This is a genomic window from Sphingopyxis sp. J-6 (genome assembly GCF_046603995.1).
In the GTDB taxonomy this organism is placed as follows: Bacteria; Pseudomonadota; Alphaproteobacteria; order Sphingomonadales; family Sphingomonadaceae; genus Sphingopyxis.
In genome coordinates this window covers 792,940-811,313 of record NZ_CP145810.1, presented here as the reverse complement: position 1 = coordinate 811,313, position 18,374 = coordinate 792,940, and the positions used below count along the sequence as shown (strand labels likewise).

General features: G+C 62.2%; 15 protein-coding genes and 3 pseudogenes. 11 read left to right on the top strand and 7 right to left on the bottom strand.

Annotated elements, in window-relative coordinates:
- Positions 1-45: 45 nt before the first annotated feature.
- Complete coding sequence (locus V6U71_RS04035) at positions 46-2,169, bottom strand: TonB-dependent receptor (RefSeq protein WP_411341054.1); 2,124 nt, start codon at positions 2,167-2,169, stop codon at positions 46-48.
- Between the two features lie 129 nt (positions 2,170-2,298).
- Here V6U71_RS04035 and V6U71_RS04030 point away from each other — a divergent pair, with 129 nt between their 5' ends.
- The 3 genes and pseudogenes from V6U71_RS04030 (at position 2,299) to V6U71_RS04020 (ending at position 4,848) form a co-directional block, all read left to right on the top strand.
- Entirely contained in the window at positions 2,299-3,768 is a 1,470-nt protein-coding gene (locus tag V6U71_RS04030; protein ID WP_411341053.1) for an MFS transporter, read from the top strand.
- A 42-nt stretch (positions 3,769-3,810) separates the two neighbouring features.
- A pseudogene (locus V6U71_RS04025) lies at positions 3,811-3,930 on the top strand (LacI family DNA-binding transcriptional regulator); the annotation flags it as partial.
- A 54-nt stretch (positions 3,931-3,984) separates the two neighbouring features.
- Positions 3,985-4,848: a substrate-binding domain-containing protein gene (locus V6U71_RS04020; protein ID WP_411342304.1), complete on the top strand. Its 864-nt coding sequence runs from the start codon at positions 3,985-3,987 to the stop codon at positions 4,846-4,848.
- A 155-nt stretch (positions 4,849-5,003) separates the two neighbouring features.
- On the opposite strand, the gene V6U71_RS04015 is transcribed toward V6U71_RS04020, so the two are convergent.
- The 3 genes from V6U71_RS04015 to V6U71_RS04005 are packed head-to-tail and all read right to left on the bottom strand — an operon-like array spanning position 5,004 to position 6,463.
- Entirely contained in the window at positions 5,004-5,621 is a 618-nt protein-coding gene (locus tag V6U71_RS04015; RefSeq protein ID WP_058537067.1) for a hypothetical protein, read from the bottom strand.
- Positions 5,621-6,262 (bottom strand): lasso peptide biosynthesis B2 protein, encoded by a 642-nt coding sequence (locus V6U71_RS04010; RefSeq protein ID WP_058537068.1) that lies wholly within the window; start codon positions 6,260-6,262, stop codon positions 5,621-5,623. The genes V6U71_RS04015 and V6U71_RS04010 overlap by 1 nt, the downstream gene beginning before the upstream one ends.
- A 60-nt stretch (positions 6,263-6,322) precedes the next feature.
- Positions 6,323-6,463 (bottom strand): benenodin family lasso peptide, encoded by a 141-nt coding sequence (locus V6U71_RS04005; RefSeq protein ID WP_156419802.1) that lies wholly within the window; start codon positions 6,461-6,463, stop codon positions 6,323-6,325.
- A 770-nt stretch (positions 6,464-7,233) separates the two neighbouring features.
- Between V6U71_RS04005 and hchA the strand changes: the two genes are divergently transcribed.
- The 5 genes and pseudogenes from hchA (at position 7,234) to V6U71_RS03980 (ending at position 11,625) form a co-directional block, all read left to right on the top strand.
- Positions 7,234-8,085 (top strand): glyoxalase III HchA, encoded by an 852-nt coding sequence (gene hchA, locus V6U71_RS04000; protein ID WP_411341052.1) that lies wholly within the window; start codon positions 7,234-7,236, stop codon positions 8,083-8,085.
- 16 nt (positions 8,086-8,101) lie between these two features.
- Positions 8,102-8,818: a PA1136 family autoinducer-binding transcriptional regulator gene (locus V6U71_RS03995; protein ID WP_411341051.1), complete on the top strand. Its 717-nt coding sequence runs from the start codon at positions 8,102-8,104 to the stop codon at positions 8,816-8,818.
- A 24-nt stretch (positions 8,819-8,842) separates the two neighbouring features.
- A pseudogene (locus V6U71_RS03990) lies at positions 8,843-9,616 on the top strand (SDR family oxidoreductase).
- A gap of 496 nt (positions 9,617-10,112) precedes the next feature.
- A complete protein-coding gene (locus tag V6U71_RS03985) occupies positions 10,113-10,892 on the top strand; it encodes an enoyl-CoA hydratase (RefSeq protein WP_411341050.1) in 780 nt (259 codons plus the stop codon).
- A 67-nt stretch (positions 10,893-10,959) separates the two neighbouring features.
- The gene (locus tag V6U71_RS03980) at positions 10,960-11,625 is read left to right on the top strand and encodes an SDR family NAD(P)-dependent oxidoreductase (protein WP_058537071.1); all 666 of its coding nucleotides are present in this window, start codon (positions 10,960-10,962) and stop codon (positions 11,623-11,625) included.
- 310 nt (positions 11,626-11,935) lie between these two features.
- On the opposite strand, the gene V6U71_RS03975 is transcribed toward V6U71_RS03980, so the two are convergent.
- Positions 11,936-13,108, bottom strand: coding sequence for a CaiB/BaiF CoA transferase family protein (locus tag V6U71_RS03975; RefSeq protein ID WP_231732804.1), 1,173 nt, complete (start codon positions 13,106-13,108; stop codon positions 11,936-11,938).
- Between the two features lie 133 nt (positions 13,109-13,241).
- Entirely contained in the window at positions 13,242-14,399 is a 1,158-nt protein-coding gene (locus V6U71_RS03970) for an acyl-CoA dehydrogenase family protein (protein WP_411341049.1), read from the bottom strand.
- A 274-nt stretch (positions 14,400-14,673) separates the two neighbouring features.
- Here V6U71_RS03970 and V6U71_RS03965 point away from each other — a divergent pair.
- Both V6U71_RS03965 and V6U71_RS03960 read left to right on the top strand, forming a co-directional pair.
- Positions 14,674-14,808: pseudogene (locus V6U71_RS03965) on the top strand (hypothetical protein); the annotation flags it as partial.
- Positions 14,809-14,856: 48 nt separating this feature from the next.
- Positions 14,857-15,321, top strand: coding sequence for a hypothetical protein (locus tag V6U71_RS03960; RefSeq protein ID WP_411342303.1), 465 nt, complete (start codon positions 14,857-14,859; stop codon positions 15,319-15,321).
- Between the two features lie 127 nt (positions 15,322-15,448).
- On the opposite strand, the gene V6U71_RS03955 is transcribed toward V6U71_RS03960, so the two are convergent.
- Complete coding sequence (locus tag V6U71_RS03955; RefSeq protein WP_411341048.1) at positions 15,449-16,864, bottom strand: aldehyde dehydrogenase family protein; 1,416 nt, start codon at positions 16,862-16,864, stop codon at positions 15,449-15,451.
- Between the two features lie 217 nt (positions 16,865-17,081).
- On the opposite strand from V6U71_RS03955, the gene V6U71_RS03950 reads away from it, so the two are divergent.
- Positions 17,082-18,332: an acetyl-CoA C-acetyltransferase gene (locus V6U71_RS03950; RefSeq protein ID WP_411341047.1), complete on the top strand. Its 1,251-nt coding sequence runs from the start codon at positions 17,082-17,084 to the stop codon at positions 18,330-18,332.
- Positions 18,333-18,374 lie beyond the last annotated feature (42 nt).

Sequence of the window (18,374 nt, the reverse complement as noted above, 5' to 3'; positions counted from 1 at the left end):
GGAATCAAATGAGGGGGCGAGCGCCGCTGCGCTCGCCCCTCCTGATCAATCGATGGTGGTGCGCAAGCGCAGGCCGATGGTGCGCGGATAAGGTCCGGCGAGCAGCAGACTGTTGCGAACGAAAGACGGACCGCGTTCGTCGGCGAGATTCTCGCCGAAGATCGAAAGCTCCCAGCGGTCCGTGCGGATTCCCGCACTGGCATTGTAGAGCGAGTAGGGCCGGACGACATAGCCGTCGTACATGACCCGGCTGCTGGTGCGGCTGGCCGCACCGTTGAGGAAGAAGCGCAGGTCGCCGCTGCCGAGCGGCCGCTCGAAATCGGCATCGAGACGATAATTATACTTCGCTGTGCTCGAGAGGCGCTCGCCATTGGCGACGTTGGGAAGCGAGGCGGTGACGGCGGGATAGATGTCGCGGAATTCGCTGTCGTTCCAGTTGGCGACCGCGCCGAGATTGAGGCCATCGATCGGGGTGCGCCACCGCGCTTCGAGATCGACCCCCGTCGTGCGGGCTTTGCCGACGTTCGCGAACGCGGAAACGCCGAACGGCGTGAGACCGAATTGCAGATCCTTGAAATCGATGCGGTAGACGTTGAGCCCGAGCTGGACGCGTCCGTCGGCAAGCTTCGCCTTGATGCCCGCCTCATAGTTGGTGAGCGTATCGGGATTGAGCGCACTCGACGACGGGATCCCCGATGCCTCGACCAGCGAGGCCTGGAACGGCGTCTGGGTAATGCCGCTCCGGAATCCCGTGCTGACCGTCACGAAGGCGGTCAGATCGTCGGTCGGGAACCAGGAAAGGTTCGCGCGCCACGTCACCTTGTCGGGTTTGGTTTGCCCCGAGCCCGTTCCGGTCAGGATCGAGTCCGCATCGAAGCGTCGATTGTCCTTGTAATAGCGGATGCCGACCAGCGGCACGAGCTTGCCGCCGAACAGATCGTAGCTGATTTCGCCGAAAGCGGAATAGTTGCGGGTCCGCGTATCGTTGAACCCACTGATGGTGAGCGCGGTCAAGTTGGCATCGAAGCTGAAGAGCGCCTTAGCATTCTGGTAGAAACCGCCGACCAGCCAGTGGAACGGACCATCGCCGTTCGAGCGAAGCTGGATTTCCTGCGCGAAGCTGCGCGCATCATAACCGTTGAAGAGCGCGCCGGTGCCGAGCGGTCCGAAGGTCTGTCCGGTCAGATAGCCATATTCGGCATCGAGATAGCTGGTCGAACTGCTGAGGATCGCGGCGCCGGCGTCATATTCGACCGACACGCTGTAGAGATCGAAATTCCCGTTCTCATATCCGCGCGTGGTTCCGCTGAACCACTGCTGGGCAGGCTCAAGCTGGTTGATGCTCTGCGTATAATTCTGGCGCGGTTCCCAGTGCGCGGCCTGCGCCCGGATGCGCAGCGCGTCGGTCGGCTGCCAGAGCAGGACCGCCCGCACGTCGCGGTTGGTGACGTCGTTGGCATTCTTGAACGACGGCCCACCGGTCGCCGGCGTCTCGCTGAAGATATCGACATAGCCGGCACGCTTGTCATAGCCGCCGCTGATGCGGATCGCGAGCCGATCCTTGATCAGCGGCACCGAGATCGCTGCCGACACCCCGTAGTTCAGCGCGCTCGCATCATCCATCTTCGCGATCGTCGCCTCGCCGCGCATCTCGAAATTGTCGAGATCGGGCTCGCGCGTATGGTAGATGATCGTGCCCCCTGCCGAACCCTGCCCATAGAGCGTACCCTGCGGCCCGCGCAGGACCTCGATGCGGTCGATATCGATGAAGCGGAGCGGCGGCGCGATCGGCGAATTGGGAATCGCGAAGGGAACGTCGTCGATATAGTAGCCGATCGGCGAGTCGCCGATGCCGCCCGCGGCTCCCACGCCGCGCAGCGAGAAGGTCTTGATCACCGAGCCGACCTGTTCGCCCGGCGAAGCACCCGGGATCGAGTTCACAAGATCGGTCGTCTCGCGGATTCCGCGCTCTTCGAGCTGCTCGCCGCTGAAGGCCTGGATCGCGAGCGGCGTGTCGATCAGCGACTGCGAGCCCTGGCGCGACGCCGTCACGACGATGTCGCTGTCACTGCTTTCCGTCGTGGAAGCTGCATCTTGCGCCATCACCGGAGTGATCAATGCGATATGTGCAATGCCGGTAAAGGCGGCGGCGGTCAGGCGGCGTGTCATAGGTCCTCTCCCCATAAGCTGCGAATCCGCGATGGAATACGCAATCGATTGCGTGCGGTTTACGCAATCGATTGCGCAGTTGTCAACTCTCTGTTACCCGGCGGCAACGAATGTAGGTGGAGAGCACGCATGACAGGACCGACCGACCTTCCGAAAGGCGCCAAAGTCGGCACTTCGACGAAGCTTTATTACGGGAGCGGTCAAGCCGTCGACGCCATCGTCCAGGCGATCGTCAACACCTTCCTCCTCTTCTATCTCACCGCCGTATGCGGGATGTCGGGGGCTGCCGCCGGCAGCATTTTCCTGATCTCGCTTGGCGTCGACGGGTTGCTCGATCCGTTCATCGGGCGGCTCTCGGACAATTGGCGGTCGCGCTGGGGCCGCCGCCTCCCCTTCATGACGATCGCGCTTCCGCCCATGATGATCGCCTCGGCGCTGCTGTTCACGCTCCCCGCCAATCTCGCCGGCGGCGCCCTCTTCGCTTATGTGCTGGCGCTCAACATCGTCCTGCGTGTCGGCCTGTCGGTTTTCGCGCTCCCTCATTCGGCGCTGACCGCCGAACTCAGCGACGATTATGGCGAGCGCTCGATTATCAGCACCTACCGGGCCCTGTTCATCGTGCTGGGCACCGCGGCCGCGCTTCTCCCCGCCTTCGGCTTCCTGTTCGCCGAAGACGGCGCGCTCCAGACCCGGCCACCCTACCAGTGGCTCGGGCTCATGACCGCCTGCCTGATCGGCGGGTTCGGGTCGGTCTGCGTGGGGGGGATCTTCAAGACCGTGCGCAGGCTGCCGATGCCGCCCGGCGAGGCGACGGGCACCGGCTTCCTGTCGGACATGGCACAGATGTTTCGCAATCCGTCCTTCGTGCCGATGTTCGGCGGCGCGGTGCTGGTGCTGGTCGGCCAGGGCGCGACGACGGCGCTCAACCTTCACGCGTACCGCTATTTCTGGGAGCTGCCGACCGCCTATATGCAGCTGCCGCTGCTCGTTCTGCCGCTCGGCATGCTGCTCGGAACCCTCGCCGCAGGCCTCTTGCTGCGGCGCATCGAAAAGCGCGACGGCGTCGTCGGCGCGATCACGCTGCTCGGCGTCTACCAGATCGTCATCACCCTGCTCGCCGTCACCGGCGTCATTCCCGCGGGGTCGATGATCGCGGTCGTTCTCGTCGCGATCAGCGGCTTGCTCTTCGGCGGCTGCGGCGCGCTCTGCTTCGTCTGCTTCTACTCGATGATCGCCGACGCGGTCGATGAGCATGATCACCTCTTCGGCGTGCGCCGCGAGGCCCTCTATGCCGCGGCGCTGATGGTCGGAGCCAAGGCTGCCACCGGTCTCGGTGCCTTCCTTTCCGGACTCGGTCTCCAACTCATCGGGTTCGTGGCGCCGGCGAAAGCGAGCGGGATCGTCCCGCCGGATATCGCCACGTCGGTGGGTCTCCTATGGGGCCTCGGCGGCGCGCTGGTCGTGCTCGCGGCCATCCCCTTTCTTCGGCGATACAGGATCGATCGGTCGCATCATGCGGCGGTCCTCGAAAGCCTTGCGGCGCGCAACGCCGATCACAACACGGCACCGAATTTGACGCCGGACCTTGCGCAGGCCTGATCGGCGGTGCAATCGATGGCGTAACGCAGACGGGCGAGTGGAATGGAACTGGAAAAGGTGCGCCCAAAGTCGGGCCGGGCAGTCAAGATGACGGACATTGCGCGGATCGCGGGGGTATCCTCGTCGACCGTGTCGCGGGCGCTTGCCGATCATCCCACCATTCCCGAGGCGACGCGAACTACGATCCAGGCGCTGGCGAGAGAGCATGGCTATGTCGTGAACCGCGCCGCGCGGAACCTGCGCCAGAGCCAGACGCAGACGATCGCCGTCGCGGTCCCGCTTGGCCACGAGCGCGAGCAGCTGATTTCAGACCCCTTCTTCCTGCGCCTGTTCGGACATCTCGCCGACGAGATTTCGCAGCGGCGCTACGACATCCTGCTCGTGCGCGAGCCCTCGCCCGACGCGCATTGGCTAGGGCGCCTCGTTCAGTCGCAGCGCGCCGACGGCTTCATCATCGTCGGGCAGAGCGACCAGCATCAGGCCCTTAACCTTGCGGCCCGCGACTACCGCCCGCTGGTCGTCTTCGGTTCAGAACTGCCAGATCAAATCTATTGCTCCGTCGGCTCCGACAATTTCGAGGGCGGCCGGCTTGCCACGGACCATTTGCTCCGATCCGGCCGCAGGCGCATCCTGTTCCTCGGTCCCGCCGAACTGCCGCAGATCGACCTCCGGCTGGACGGTTACCGGCAGGCGATCGGCGATCATGGCCTGTCGGTCGACGAGAGCTTCGTCCTGCCCGCGCATTTTACGGGACCCTCGGCCCATGACGCGGTGCGCGATCTTCTCGCGCGGGGGGTGGAATTCGACGGCATCTTTGCGGCCTCTGACGGCATCGCGCTGTCCGCGATCCGCGCGCTTGAGAGTGCAGGCATGCGCTGCCCTGACGACATCTCCGTCGTGGGTTTCGACGACAGCGATCTCGCCTCGCAATCCCATCCGGCGCTAACCACCATTCGGCAAGATGTCCCCGGTATCGCGGCGACGATCGTCGATCATCTGTTTCGACGGCTGGAAGGGGAAGGCACCTATTCGTCGACGCTGCCGGTGAGCCTCATCCTCCGGGAATCCGCTCCCGGCTGAAAACACAGATGGCCGGTTACACACAGGCAGCTTTTGGGCTGCTCAACAAAGAGAGCAGACATTCCAAAGTCCAGCCACAGCGCTGCGGGTGCCGACCATTCTATGCGAGTAGGCCGCCATCAATCACGATCTCCGCTCCGGTCATATTCCCCGACTTAGGTGACGAGAGAAACAACAGCGTCTTCCGAGCCTATGCCACTACCCCCTACATGATCCCAGGGTGACCACCAGGGCTCCGTCGTAGCCCGCCCCCGATCGAAGACGAGGCACTCGCCCGCGATCAACTCTTCGACGCCGGCAAGACATGTCTTCCGTCCGCGCAAATCTCCGCCCGCAAGGATGCAGGCAAGCTCCGGAAAGTCGACGGCATCGGGGCCGGGCGCGGCGAGGTTCAAGATCGTACCGCCGAGAGCGACCCCTTCCGCTCCAATGCGGAAATAGCAGGGAAGCAGCCCGGAAGGGTCGCGAAATATACGCACCGCATCATCCGGCCCCACATGCACGACCACATAGCCACCCCAATATCCGCCGAGCAGCCCGCGCCCCCGATCGTCCATTAGACGGTCCGCTTCCGCCTGTCCTATTGTGAGGACCGAAGTGCTCGGTGTGCCGCGACGGAAAAGCCGGCCGATGATGATGGTCCGCGGCCCGACGCGGATTAGCGGCTCCCCTGACCAGATCGCGGCGCCGGGCAGAAGGATATCCGGCGGGACGCCATGCAGCGAGAGGCTAGCCGAGTTCGGACCCAGGTCGATATGATAGCCGCCTACCATCAGACAGCGAAGATCGGTTCATAATGGAGCACGACATCGAGCGGATCGGTCAGAACGAGGTCGCCGGCCTGCACCCAGCAGTGCGCGGCGAAAGGCATGGTGACGCCGAAGACAAGCGAGACGCCCTGCTTTTGCCGGGCCATCATGCGCTTCATCGCGATGCCGCGGGGAAGGCATTGGTCGGCGATCGACACATAGCGCCTCGCGCGGTGGAAGGCCGCTGCGATTGCTTCGCACGCCTCCCCGGTCGCTGCCGGTATGGAGTCATGCGCGCCGGAGAATTCACCGAGGATTTGGGCGATCGGGCGGCGGCGCAGGTCGCGCTGCGCGCGCCGCTGCGCGGCCACGCTCGCTACGGCGGAAAGAATGTCAGAACGACGAAGCGGAGCATCCACAAGGCTGCGAGACGGACTGGCTATGGAAACCGCGCGCGGCACTCTCCCCTTCCCGGTCTCGCCGGTGAGACCGCAGCTTTGCAGTTCGTCATGGTCGGCCTGCGTGGAAGTCCCGTTGAGAAAGCGTTGGAAGGCCTCCGCTGAGCTGCCGGCGAGCAGAAAATAACGGTTTTCAAGAAGGTCGAAGAAGACGAAGCTTTCGTTCACGCACCGATAGTGCAGGCCGGGGCGCAGCAAGGGTGTCATGAAGGTTTCAGGCAAGCCGCTGCGAATGGCGTGCCGCACGGTGGCGGCACGCCAGCGCTGTCAATCGTCGACGGTGATGCCGCCGGCGAACAGATAGTGTTCGCCCTGGTCCTCATCGACGGGGCCGAGGGGTTCGATGCCCCGGGTTTCGACACTGATCGCGCCGAGATCGATCAGCTCGCTGCTATGCTGCTTATTCATCACGTCTTCCTTCCCAATTAGCGACCGGAATGAGTCGCATTGAGGAAGTTATGCTCTGGCCAAGACGCCATCCATTTTATTATCCAATAATAATCGCATGAAGAAGTTTTCGCAAAAGAGCGACCGGGAAAAGGAAACACTCGTCGGTGAGCGTATCGCTACCTTTAGCTTGGGCCTGGACATGCGTAGCGAAACCCGGTCACGCGCCGATACATCATCGGCGCTGCCGCCATCATGCGTCAATCACGCGATTCCGCAATGCGAACTGGCTCCAGATCGGAATTCATTCACAATAGGCAATATTCCACGCGGACCACGTGACCGGCGCCCACCTGGCGGTCCTCGGTGAGGCCGATTAAGCCACCGGCCTCGGCAATCCGTTCGATCGCGGCTCGCGGCACGCGCACGCCCCACCACCCATCCTCCACTCGATCTAAGCCAGATCGCCGCAGCATGGACGCTTCATTTTCAAGCGGGGTGCTTACTCCCAGGCAGCGAGAGAACATTCTGCCAAACACTCCTACATCGTGAATGAATAGCCGGGACTTCGACGAGGCAAAACCTCAGCGGCTGCCTGAAGATAAAGATCAATATGTTCACCGATTACCCGTGCAAAAGGGGTTCGCGAAAGCTGGTAGGTACCGGCACACCGCGGGCTCGGCATCGCAACGCACGCGGTGCTGGCGCCTCGTGACCGTTGAGGGAAAACCCTCATTGTTTCACCCGCTGGGAGGATTAGGCTGAAACAAATTCATACACAGGAGCACCTCATGGCTGACACTCAAACAAACGACAAGAAACCGCAATCCGACCCCGCCGAGAAGGACGCATTCTTTCCCTCACCCTATTCGCTCGGCCAGTTCACCTCGCCGAAGTCCGACCTCAGCGGTGCGGACTATGCCGCGCCCTACCAAGGCAGCAAAAAGATTCTGATGATCGGTGCCGACGAACGCTATCTTCTCACCGACAATGGTGCCTTCTTCTCGACCGGCAATCATCCCGTCGAGACGCTTTTGCCGATGTATCATCTCGACAAGGCGGGGTTTGCATTCGATGTGGCAACCGTCTCGGGCAACCCGGTCAAGTTCGAATTCTGGGCGATGCCGCCGCAAGATGACGAGGTGAAGGACTTCTTCGACAAATATCACCCTCAGTTCAAAAGCCCGCTCACCTTGGCCGACGTTGTTGCCGGCGGGCTCGAAGACTATGCCGCGATCTTCATTCCCGGTGGCCATGGCGCGCTGATCGGCTTGCCCGAGAGCGAAGATGTCAAGGCTGCGTTGGAATGGGCGGCCGCCAATGACCGCTTCCTGATTTCGCTCTGTCATGGACCCGCCGCTTTTCTCGCGGTCGGGAACAGCGACATCTACCGCGGCTACAAAATCTGTGCCTTCCCCGATGCGCTCGATGCGACGACGCCGGACATCGGCTATATGCCGGGTCATCTCACTTGGAAGTTCGGCGAGAAGCTGAAGGCCCTCGGTTTCGAGATCATCAACGAGGGTATTTCGGGCGCCGTGCACCGGGACCGCAAGCTGCTGACGGGAGACAGCCCGCTGGCGGGCAATGCGCTCGGCAAGCTGGCCGCCGAAGCATTGCTCGCGGATGCCGACACGGGTTGATGGATAGGGCCGGTCGATGAGTGCGGTCACCGCCGATGCGGCATTTCGGAGCGTCCTTGCGATCGAGGTGGCCGACGAACTTGCCGCAATCGAAAATGGGGTCCGCGCCTTTGCCGGCCCCCTAGGCTACGACCGGTTTGTGCTATTCTCGGCATCCGCAGCACATGATGAGGTGCTGCAGAGCATCTACTGGGTTGAAGGTGACTGGTTCGGTGACGGCGAAAGCGTCGATGCTGCGACCTATATCCGCCGCTGTCCGGTGACGCGCCACATTCTTGAGGCGCGTGAACCCTTCTTCTGGACCAAGACGGTTGGAGAGGACGGCGACCTTTACAAGGTTGTGCGCGTGCCGCGTGGGCAGGGGATTCATGGCCTCCAGATTCCCATATTCGGCCCGCTCGGACTTGAGGGCGCAATGAGTCTGGGCGGAGAGCGGATCGACGCATCACCGCAGGCGCGATTGGCGCTTGGGCTGATTGCGGAAGCGGCTTTTCTTGCCGCGCGAAAGGTCTTCGAAGCGCCGATCGATAGCGTAAGCAAGCTGTCCGATCGCGAGCGGGAAGTTCTGGCCTGGACTGCCGCCGGGCGGCGGCAGGCCGACATCGCCGTGACCCTCGGCCTGTCCGAGCGCACAGTCGAAAATCATCTTCGGCGCGTCCGCAAGCGCCTGGGCGTTCTGACGACCGGGCAAGCGATCAGGGTCGCGATCCGCAACGGTGAGATCGACGCTTAAGATTGACGCTATGGGAGATACGAGATGAGCAAGACGGTCCTCATAACCGGTGCGGCTTCCGGCTTTGGTCGTGGCGTCGCGTTCGGTCTGGCAAAGCGCGGGCATCGGGTAATTGCCGGCTGCCAAATATGGCCCCAGGTCTGGGAATTGCGGAATGCTGCCTAGGCGGAAGAGTCCGACATGCAGGTTATCAAGCTGGACGTCTTGAATGAGATAGACCGCGCAAAAGCGCTCGGCATCGAGATCGACATATTGTTCAATAATGCCGGGATCATGGAATCGGGACCAATGGTCGAGATTCCGATGACGGTGTTTCGTTCCGTATTCGAAACCAATGTCTTTGCCGCGCTCGAACTCGCGCAAGGCTTTGCCCGCGCCATGGTCAGGCGCGGTGCCGGCCGGATCGTCTGGACCTCATCGGTAGCCGGGCTGGTCAAGGTTCCCTTCGATGGCGCTTACGCAGCATCAAAGCATGCTGTCGAAGGCATCTGTTCGGCGATGCACGAGGAACTGAAACCCTATGGTGTCGAGGTGCTGACGGTGACCCCCGGAGCCTTCCGCACGGGTTTTAATGACACCGGCATGGAGAGCATGGATCAGTGGTGGGATCAGGGCGAGCGAGTGGTCGGGCACTGGCCTGTTCGCGAGCTCATCCATCAGTATGATCCTGCCGAGATGATCGAGGCGATCATCGAAGTGATCGAGGCCGAGCACCCTCCATATCGAACCGTGCGACCTGCGAGTGCCGAGGCAATGGTGCGCAAGGAACAGCAAGATGCATGGTCGACATTGATCTGATCGCCAAGCCCGAGGCGCCTTGCGCGAAGCACCCATGATGGGCGATCAGCGCGCAACAAGGCCCCATCATTCTAAGGATTTTAACGCCTGACAGGTCTAAACCCCGGGGGCACAGCCGTCATGGCGCGAGCCGATGGTAGAAGCGGATCGAATGTCCGTCGTTTCGAGCAGAATGGCTGCCAGCCGCATACCGCGGCTGACGTGGATCGTCGCAGGACGAAATATGATGGGCTGTCCTCCGTCATGACAATGACACACCCGACGAGGGCAGGTAATAGAATTACTTGATTAATTAATATCGCGTCTCGATGCTTGTTATGGCAGGGAAATGCCAACGGCCATTTTCCGCCTCTCGTGGCGCAGATCAGGAGCGGCTCATCATGGTTCATCATGATCCATTGCGCGATTTCGACCACAGGAGAGCAACTGACACCCGCCAAGAATATCGTGCCCGCCGAGTTGCGGGCCGGGCGCCACGGTCGCCCTAGGACATCTCATGGAGCTGATCGAAGTCATACGCGATGACATGCTTGCGACCGTCATTCTGAATCGCCCCGAGGCAATGAATGCCCTGTCAGCGAAGTTACGTTCGGAGCTTTGCCTGGCGATGACCGAACTGGCCCTGGATCGCTCCGTCCATGCCATCGTCCTGACCGGCGCGGGATCGCGCGCCTTTTCCGCGGGCCTCGACCTCAAGGAGCTGGGCGCCGATATCGGCAGCTTGGGAGAAACGAAGACGCGGACCGAGAATGACGATCCGGTGGCGGCGATCGCTTCCTGTCCACAACCGGTCATCGGCGCGATCAACGGCGTGGCGATCACCGGCGGCTTCGAGCTCGCGCTGGCGTGCGATATCCTGATCGCGTCGACCAACGCGCGCTTTGCCGATACGCATGCCCGTGTGGGGATCATGCCCGGCTGGGGGCTGTCGCAAAAGCTGTCACGCATCGTTGGTCTTTCGCGCGCCAAGGAGATTTCGCTCACCGGAAATTTCGTCACCGCCGAACAGGCGCTCGACTGGGGGCTGGTCAACCATGTCGTCGCGCCCGACGCACTTCTGCCGAAGGCCCGGGCCATCGCTCGCGACATTGCGAGTGCTGCACCTTCGATGATCGCGTCCTACAAGCGCTTGATCGACGATGGCCACGCGCTAGCGCTGGGGGAAGCGCTCGCCTTCGAACGCGAGCGCTCGCGGGCGGCCAATCTGCAGGTGACCGCTGAAGAGGTCGAGGCGAGACGTCTCGACGTCGTCGAGCGCGGGCGGGCGTTTGGCTGATCGCCCAATTTTTGGAGAATCCGCGTGAGGCCTGTTGGTCGTCGCGGGTCGGTAACGGGAGGCATGAATGTCGAGCATAATTGTGGCGGGCGGTTTGGGAATTCTGGGCCGGGCGATTACCACCGAACTCGCTTCGCGCGGTCATGACGTGGCGGTCGTCGATTATATGTCGGGTGCGCACGAAGACGCCGCGTCTGTCACCAGCGGCATTGATCTCGCGGACAGCGATGTCGTGAAGGAAGCCTATGCCCGGATCGCGGCGGAAAAGTCAGGCATCAAGGGACTGGTCAATGTCGCGGGAGGGTTCGTCTGGGAGACGCTCGAACACGGATCGATCGACAGCTGGGACCGGATGTACCGCATGAATCTTCGAACGGCAGTGGCGTCCTCACATGCCATACTCCCTCACCTCGAGCACGGCGGCTCAATCGTGAATATCGGCGCCGCCGCTGCGACAGACCCGCAAGTCGGAATGGCGCCCTACACTGCGTCGAAAGCCGGAGTCGCTGCGCTGACGGCAAGCTTGTCGGAGGAGCTTCGGCCCATGAGAATTCGGGTGAACGCAGTGCTGCCGACGATCATCGATACGCCGGCGAACCGCGCGGACATGCCGGATGCTGACCTGAGCGACTGGATTTCGCCCCAGGCGGCCGCTCGCGTCGTCGCCTTTCTGCTTTCAGACGAGGCGGCGAGCATTACCGGAGCCCAGCTCAAACTCTCCATGGGGCAATGAGCCAATCGCACGGCGGTGTGCCGGTTTGGCCGGCGCAGCGGCGCGATCAAGCCGCATCGATCTTGCCGGGAGTGCGAGCCTTGCGCGGCAAGGTCAGAGCTTGGCGGCGATCGTCATCAAAATGGCGCCCCAAACGAGGAAGGTGACGGCGTAAACCGCAATACAGTCAGCCTCTTGGCGCAGTCTGGCGCGCATGATCTTCTCTCCTGCTCCTTGCCCCGCCCTTGTTTCGGGCGGTGGCTTCACACAATGCCGTCATCGCGCGGAATCTGGCTTCGGATGCGGGGTTCGAGGCCCGCACCAAAAGCGGTCATCCGGAGATGGATCGGCGGATTTCTTCGCTCTGTTCGCCTATCGCCGGGGCGACCTTGCCGGCTCCTCCCAGCGATACGCCAAAGCGGACAGGATGCCCCATCCGGAAGCACCGTCCTTCGGTGGGATGCTCATAGGCTTCGAAGAAGCCGGTGGCGGCAAGATGCGGATCATTCATGATGTCGGCGAGGTCACGGACAGGCTGAGCCGGGATTTGCGCGGCATGGCAGCGCGCAACGAGGTCGGCGGTCGTGAAGCCTGGCGTCAACCTTGCTATTTCGCGGTAAAGGAGCGGGAGATTGCGCCCCCGCGCCTTGCGGGTTGCGAACGCGTCCTGATCGAGGAAGCCCGGATTGCCAAGCAGTTCGAATATCCGCGACCAGCTTTCGTCGGTGTAAGCGACGATGCTCACGTAGCCGTCGGAGGTCGGGAAAGGCTGGCGATCGGGATCGATCTGGCGAAAATAGCCAACCGGAGCATTGGGAGGGTCGAAGGCCAGGCCGCCGAGATGCTCAAGCAGCATGAAATTGGTGAAGACCTCGAACATCGGAATTTCAACGAGCTGACCCTCGCCAGTCCGCATGTGATGGATAATGGCGGCGAGCACCGCGTGCGCCCCATGAAGACCGGCGACCTTGTCGGCGATCAGCGAGGGCAGATAGCGCGCGCGCGGATCGCCATCGACGCGGGGGAGAAGCGTTGCCGTCCCCGACGCTGCCTGGATGACGTCGTCATAGGCCTGTAGATCGGCATAGGGGCCATCCTGACCGAAGCCGACGCAATGCGCATAAATGATATCGGGCTTGATCGCCTTTACCGCTTCATAGTCCAGGCCGAGACGTTCGGCGGCTTTGCCCCTGACATTGAGAACGAACACATCCGCATCCGACAGAAGCTTCTTCATCGTCTCGAGGTCGGCGGCGGTCTTGAGATCGAGGGCGATCGATTGCTTGCTGCCGTTGATTGCCATGAAAGCAGGCGCCATGCCATGGGTCGCGGCCGCCTTGCCCGACCAGCGAAAAGAGTCCCCGCTTCCAGGCACTTCGACCTTGATGACGTCGGCGCCGAGTTCAGCGAGAATATGGGTGCAATAGGGTCCGAAGACGACGGTCGTGAGATCGACGACCTTCAAGCCCGTAAGCATCGCCTTGCCGTCCGCCATTCCCATCATATGCTATTCTCGCTGCCTTACCGTAAGCCACAGCATTTTAATTACCCAATTAATGATGCGCGATCAAGCTGAACCGTCGCGCCTCCCGGCGTGACATGCGCCGAAACATGACGGCACGGAGCGCGACCGACGCTCAGCGCGCGGATCCGATGGCGCGCCAGACCAGATTCTTCTGAATTTCCGTGGTCCCCCCGTAGATCGTTTGCGCGCGCTCGAAGAAATAGGAGGCCGTGGCGACCGCGGCAAACTCGGGAATGAGCGGCGTCGCCTCATGCCAGTCGGAACGAGAGCGATCGAAAAAGGGCGCCGCATACTCCCCTGCCCGGTCGATATACAGCTCGGTGATCAACTGCGCGGCCTGCGTGCAACCGATCTTCAGACTTGCGACGGTGGCGGCATCGCTTCCATGCACAAGTGCCTTCAGAACCTGCTGTTCGAGCACCATCACCGTAAATTCTGCATCGGCAAGCCGCCGGGCGAAGGCGCGGTCGCCCGCGACCATCGTGCGGAGGGTCGCAAGGTCGCGCTTCTTGCGGCCAACATGCGCGTAAGAGAGGCGCTCGTTCTTGAGAAGGACGTTTGCATAATGCCAGGCGCGCCCCTCCTCCCCGATGCGGTTTGCGGCGGGAACACGGACGTCGGTAAAGAAGACCTGGTTCAGCTCATGCGCGCCATCGATCGAAACGATCGGCCGCACGCTGATGCCTTCGCAATTCATCGGGGCGCAGATGAGCGATATGCCGTCCTGCTTTCTTTCTTCGTGCGAGGTACGGCAAAGGCAGAATATCCAGTCGGCGATGTGGGCGCCGCTTGTCCAGATCTTGGAGCCATTCAGAATATAATCGTCGCCATCGCGTACCGCCGAAAAGGCGAGACTGGCGAGGTCAGACCCCGCGTCGGGTTCCGAATAGCCTTGCGCCCAGAAGGAGCGCGACGAGAGAATGTCGGGCAGCCAGCGCTGCTGTTGTTCGGGCGTGCCGAACGCACAGATGATCGGCCCGATATAGATGAGGCCCATCGGAACCAGGTTCGGCGCGCCCGCCAGCTCCATTTCCTCTTCGAACAGATAGCGTTCGACCGGCGTCCATCCCGTGCCTCCGAACTCGCGGGGCCAGCTGGCAGCCAACCAGCCACGGGCCTGGAGCGCCTGCTGTGCGGCTTCATAATCCTGACGTCCGAGAAATTGACCGGTGCGAACCTTGTTCAGGACAGAAGGCGGGAACTCGGTTTCGAAGAAGCGGCGAACCTCGGCCTGGAACGCCCTGTCGGCGCGGCTGAACTGCAGGTCCATGGCCTCACTCTCCTCACTTTTTCAATTGCGGTGCTCCAGCAATTAATCGCATAGATAATTTCAGGCAAGCGTCGCGCAGGCCATCCATATCTGGCGAACGCCGTGGAGTTTATCATCTGGACGGGCTGGCCAATAGGACCAGCGCCGCCGCCACAGGGCGTGGGAATATATTGTTCAATCAATTAATTTACGCCATATCCGAACGGATAGCCGCAAGCTGCGGCGCGCCGATTGCAGGGGATGGTCGTGCCGGGACGACCACAGGGAGTGACGAATGAAGGTGCAGATCGAGGCGGAAGGAAGTTCGTCGACAGCGGAGTCTCGCGAGCGACTGCTGGAAGCGGCGGGACAATTGATGGCCGAGCGGGGTACGACCGATATTTCGTTGAGCGAAATTGCAGCGCGGAGCAGGGTCAATTCCGCGCTGGTCAAATATTATTTCGGCAACAAGGCGGGCATGCTGATGGCGCTGCTTCGCCGCCGCCTGGGTCAGGGAATGGCGGACCTGCAGCAGCTGCTGAAAATGGATATTTCGCCGCAGGACAAGTTGCGCATCCACATCAGCGGCATGGTCAACACCTATTATCAATATCCCTATGTCAACCGGCTGATGCACGAGCTGGCCAACGAGCCGTCGGGCGATTATGGCAAGCAGATCGCCGAGGAAATCAGCCTGCCGGTCGCGAAGGCGCAGCGCGCGATTCTGGAAGAAGGCCGGGCCAAGGGCATCTTCCGCGAGGTCGATCCTCTGGTCTTCTATTTCATGATCGTCGGGGCCTGCGACCAGCTGTTCCATTCTCGCCACCAGGCGCGACATGTGTTCGGCCTTGAGGAGATCAACGACGATCTCAAACGCCGCTACGTATCGGAGCTCTGCAACAACCTTATCAGGGGAATCTCGGCCGAAGCGCGCGCGAACTGACGACGCGCCGCCCCGGTTGAGCAGCGCGGGAAAGACGCAAGGCGCCGCGGCGCAGACTTGGCGCCTCCAGCCGCAGCCGCACGATTCCGTCCCCTCGCGCCGAGACCGACGCCAAGCTCCGCTGGACCTATTTGGCGATCGTAATCGTCTGGGGCACCGTGAACTCGAGCAGTCCCTCCTTGCCGTTCTCGACGCCGATCCCCGATTGCTTGTGACCCGCGAAGGGCGTCCAGGGCATGATGTAGAGCGTGTCGTTGATCCACACGGTTCCCGTCTCGAGACGCGACGCGATGTCCGCTGCGGCCTCCGTGTCGGCTGACCAGATCGAGCCGCCGAGGCCATATTCGCAGGCGTTGGCACGAGCGACCACCTCGTCGATGTCGCGGAACTTCAACAGCGGGAGGACCGGGCCAAAAGCCTCCTCCTGCACCACGCGGCTATCCTCGGGTGGGTTGTCGACGATCGCGAGTGGCACGAAGAAGCCAGTTCCTTCGGGAACGTCGCCGCCGGCAAGGAAGCGCAGCCCCTGCTGCCTGGCGTCCTCGATGAGATTCTTGACACGTTCGAACTGGGGGCGGTTCTGGATCGGTCCGAAATTGCTTCCCTGGTCGAGCCCGTCGCCGACCTTCGCGCCGCGCGCGCGCGCGACAAGTGCATCCGCCACCTTGTCATACACATCTTCGTGCACATACATCCGCTTCGTCGCGATGCAGATCTGGCCGCTGTTCGCGAAGGCCGAGAAGAAGAGCTTGTCGGCCACCTCATCCAGCGCCACATCGGGCATGACAATTGCCGCATCATTGCCCCCGAGCTCAAGGGTTACCCGCTTGAGGCCTTTGGACGCGGTTTCCATGACGCGCTTGCCAGTCGCGGTCGAGCCTGTGAAACTGATCTTGTCGATGCCCTCATGCGCGGTCAGCCAAGGGCCAAGGCGATCGCCGCCGCTGATCACGTTGAACACGCCTGGCGGAAGATGCTCGCGAAGAAGCTCGGCCAACTTGAGCATCGTGAGCGGTGTAAAGGGCGAAGGCTTGAGCACCAGGGTATTGCCGGTAAGCAGCGCCGGTGCGATCTTCCATACGGCGAGATTGACCGGGAAGTTCCAGGGTACGATGCCCGCGACCACCCCGAGCGGGACGTGGCGCGTTTCGGACCGTTTTGAAGCGCTATCCTCGGTGACGGTAACCGGAATGTCCTGCTTCGATACCTCATTGGCCCAATAGGCGGCGAAGGCGATCTCCTGCGCCGCGCCGTCGAGCGGGCGTCCCTGCTCAAGCGTAAACAGACGGGCGAAGTCGGCCTGGTGCTCGGTCAGAACCTCGCCAATCCTGGCCACCGCGCGCCGCCGCTCCTCGATCGGTGTAGCACGCCAGCCGGGAAAGGCCGCGCGGGCGGCGGCCACGGCGTCGTCCAACTGCTTTTCCGAGCAGTCGGGAGCCTTGGCAACGATCTCCTCGGTTGCCGGATTGATGACATCGATCGTCTCGCTCGACGAGACGGCCTTGCCGCCGATCGTCATCGTGAAGCTGTCGAAAAAGCTCATCCGGATTTTCTCCCATCAGGTGGCCGCAAACAATTGGCTCTATTTAATCATTCAATTGATTATGCGACGAGGCAAGCGTTTTTTGCATGCGGGCTCGCCGCCGGCCGGGCTCCCGAGCATTCCTGCCGCGTCGACCAATTCGCTTGATCGAAGCGAGGGATTAAATTAATCGCTCGACTAATTCTGGGTCGGACCAATCTCTTGCAAGGATGCTTTCATGACTGAAGCCTATATCATCGACGCCGTCCGCACCCCGCGCGGGATCGGCAAGCCCGGCAAGGGCGCGCTTTCGCACCTTCACCCGCAGCATCTTGCCGCGACGGTGCTCGCTGCGATCCGCGACCGCAATAATCTCGACACATCAACGGTCGACGACATCATCTGGTCGACGTCGAGCCAGGTCGGCAAGCAGGGCGGTGATCTCGGCCGCATGGCGGCGCTCTCGGCGGGCTATGACATCAAGGCGAGCGGCACGACGCTCGACCGCTTCTGCGGCGGCGGCATCAGTTCGGTGAATTTCGCGGCGGCGTCGGTGATGTCGGGTATGGAAGATTGCGTGATCGCCGGCGGCACCGAAATGATGAGCTTTACCGCCAGCCACGCCGCTGAGCAGGCCAACGCCGGCCTTGCCCCCCAAATGATGGGATCGGGTCATGAAGCGCTCGACACGCTCCACCCGCAATCGCACCAGGGAATTTGCGGCGACGCGATCGCGACGATGGAAGGCATCAGCCGCGAGGCTCTCGATGCGCTCGCGCTCGTCAGCCAGCAGCGCGCCGACAAGGCGATCAAGGAAGGCCGTTTCAGCAAGTCGGTCGTTCCGGTGCTGAACACCGACGGCAGCGTCGCGCTCGAGCGCGAGGAGTTCCCGCGCCCCGAAACGACCGCCGAAGGCTTGGCCGCGCTGAAGCCAAGCTTTGCGGGCCTGTCGGATTTCGACCTGGGCGGCGGCGTCACCTTCCGCGGCCAGATCAATCGCCGCTACCCCGACCTTGAGATTCAGCATTTCCACCACGCCGGAAATTCGTCGGGCGTCGTCGACGGTGCCGCCGCCATTCTGCTGGCATCGAAGGAATATGCCGACAAACACGGCCTTAAGCCGCGCGCGCGTATCGTCGCCTATGCCAACCAGGGCGACGACCCGACGCTGATGCTCAATGCCCCGGTTCCGGCAGCGAAAAAGGTGCTGGAAAAGGCCGGACTGACCAAGGACGATATCGACGTCTGGGAAATCAACGAAGCCTTCGCCGTCGTTGCCGAAAAGTTTATCCGCGACCTCGACCTCGACCGCGAAAAGGTGAACATCAACGGCGGCGCGATGGCGCTCGGTCACCCGATCGGCGCGACCGGCTCGATCCTGATCGGCACCGCGCTCGACGAACTCGAGCGTTCGGGCGGCCGCTATGGCCTGGTCACCATGTGCGCCGCGGGCGGCATGGCGCCGGCGATCATCATCGAAAGGCTTTGACGTCGATGCTTTGGCTGACGGATTGGAGCCGATGACAAATAG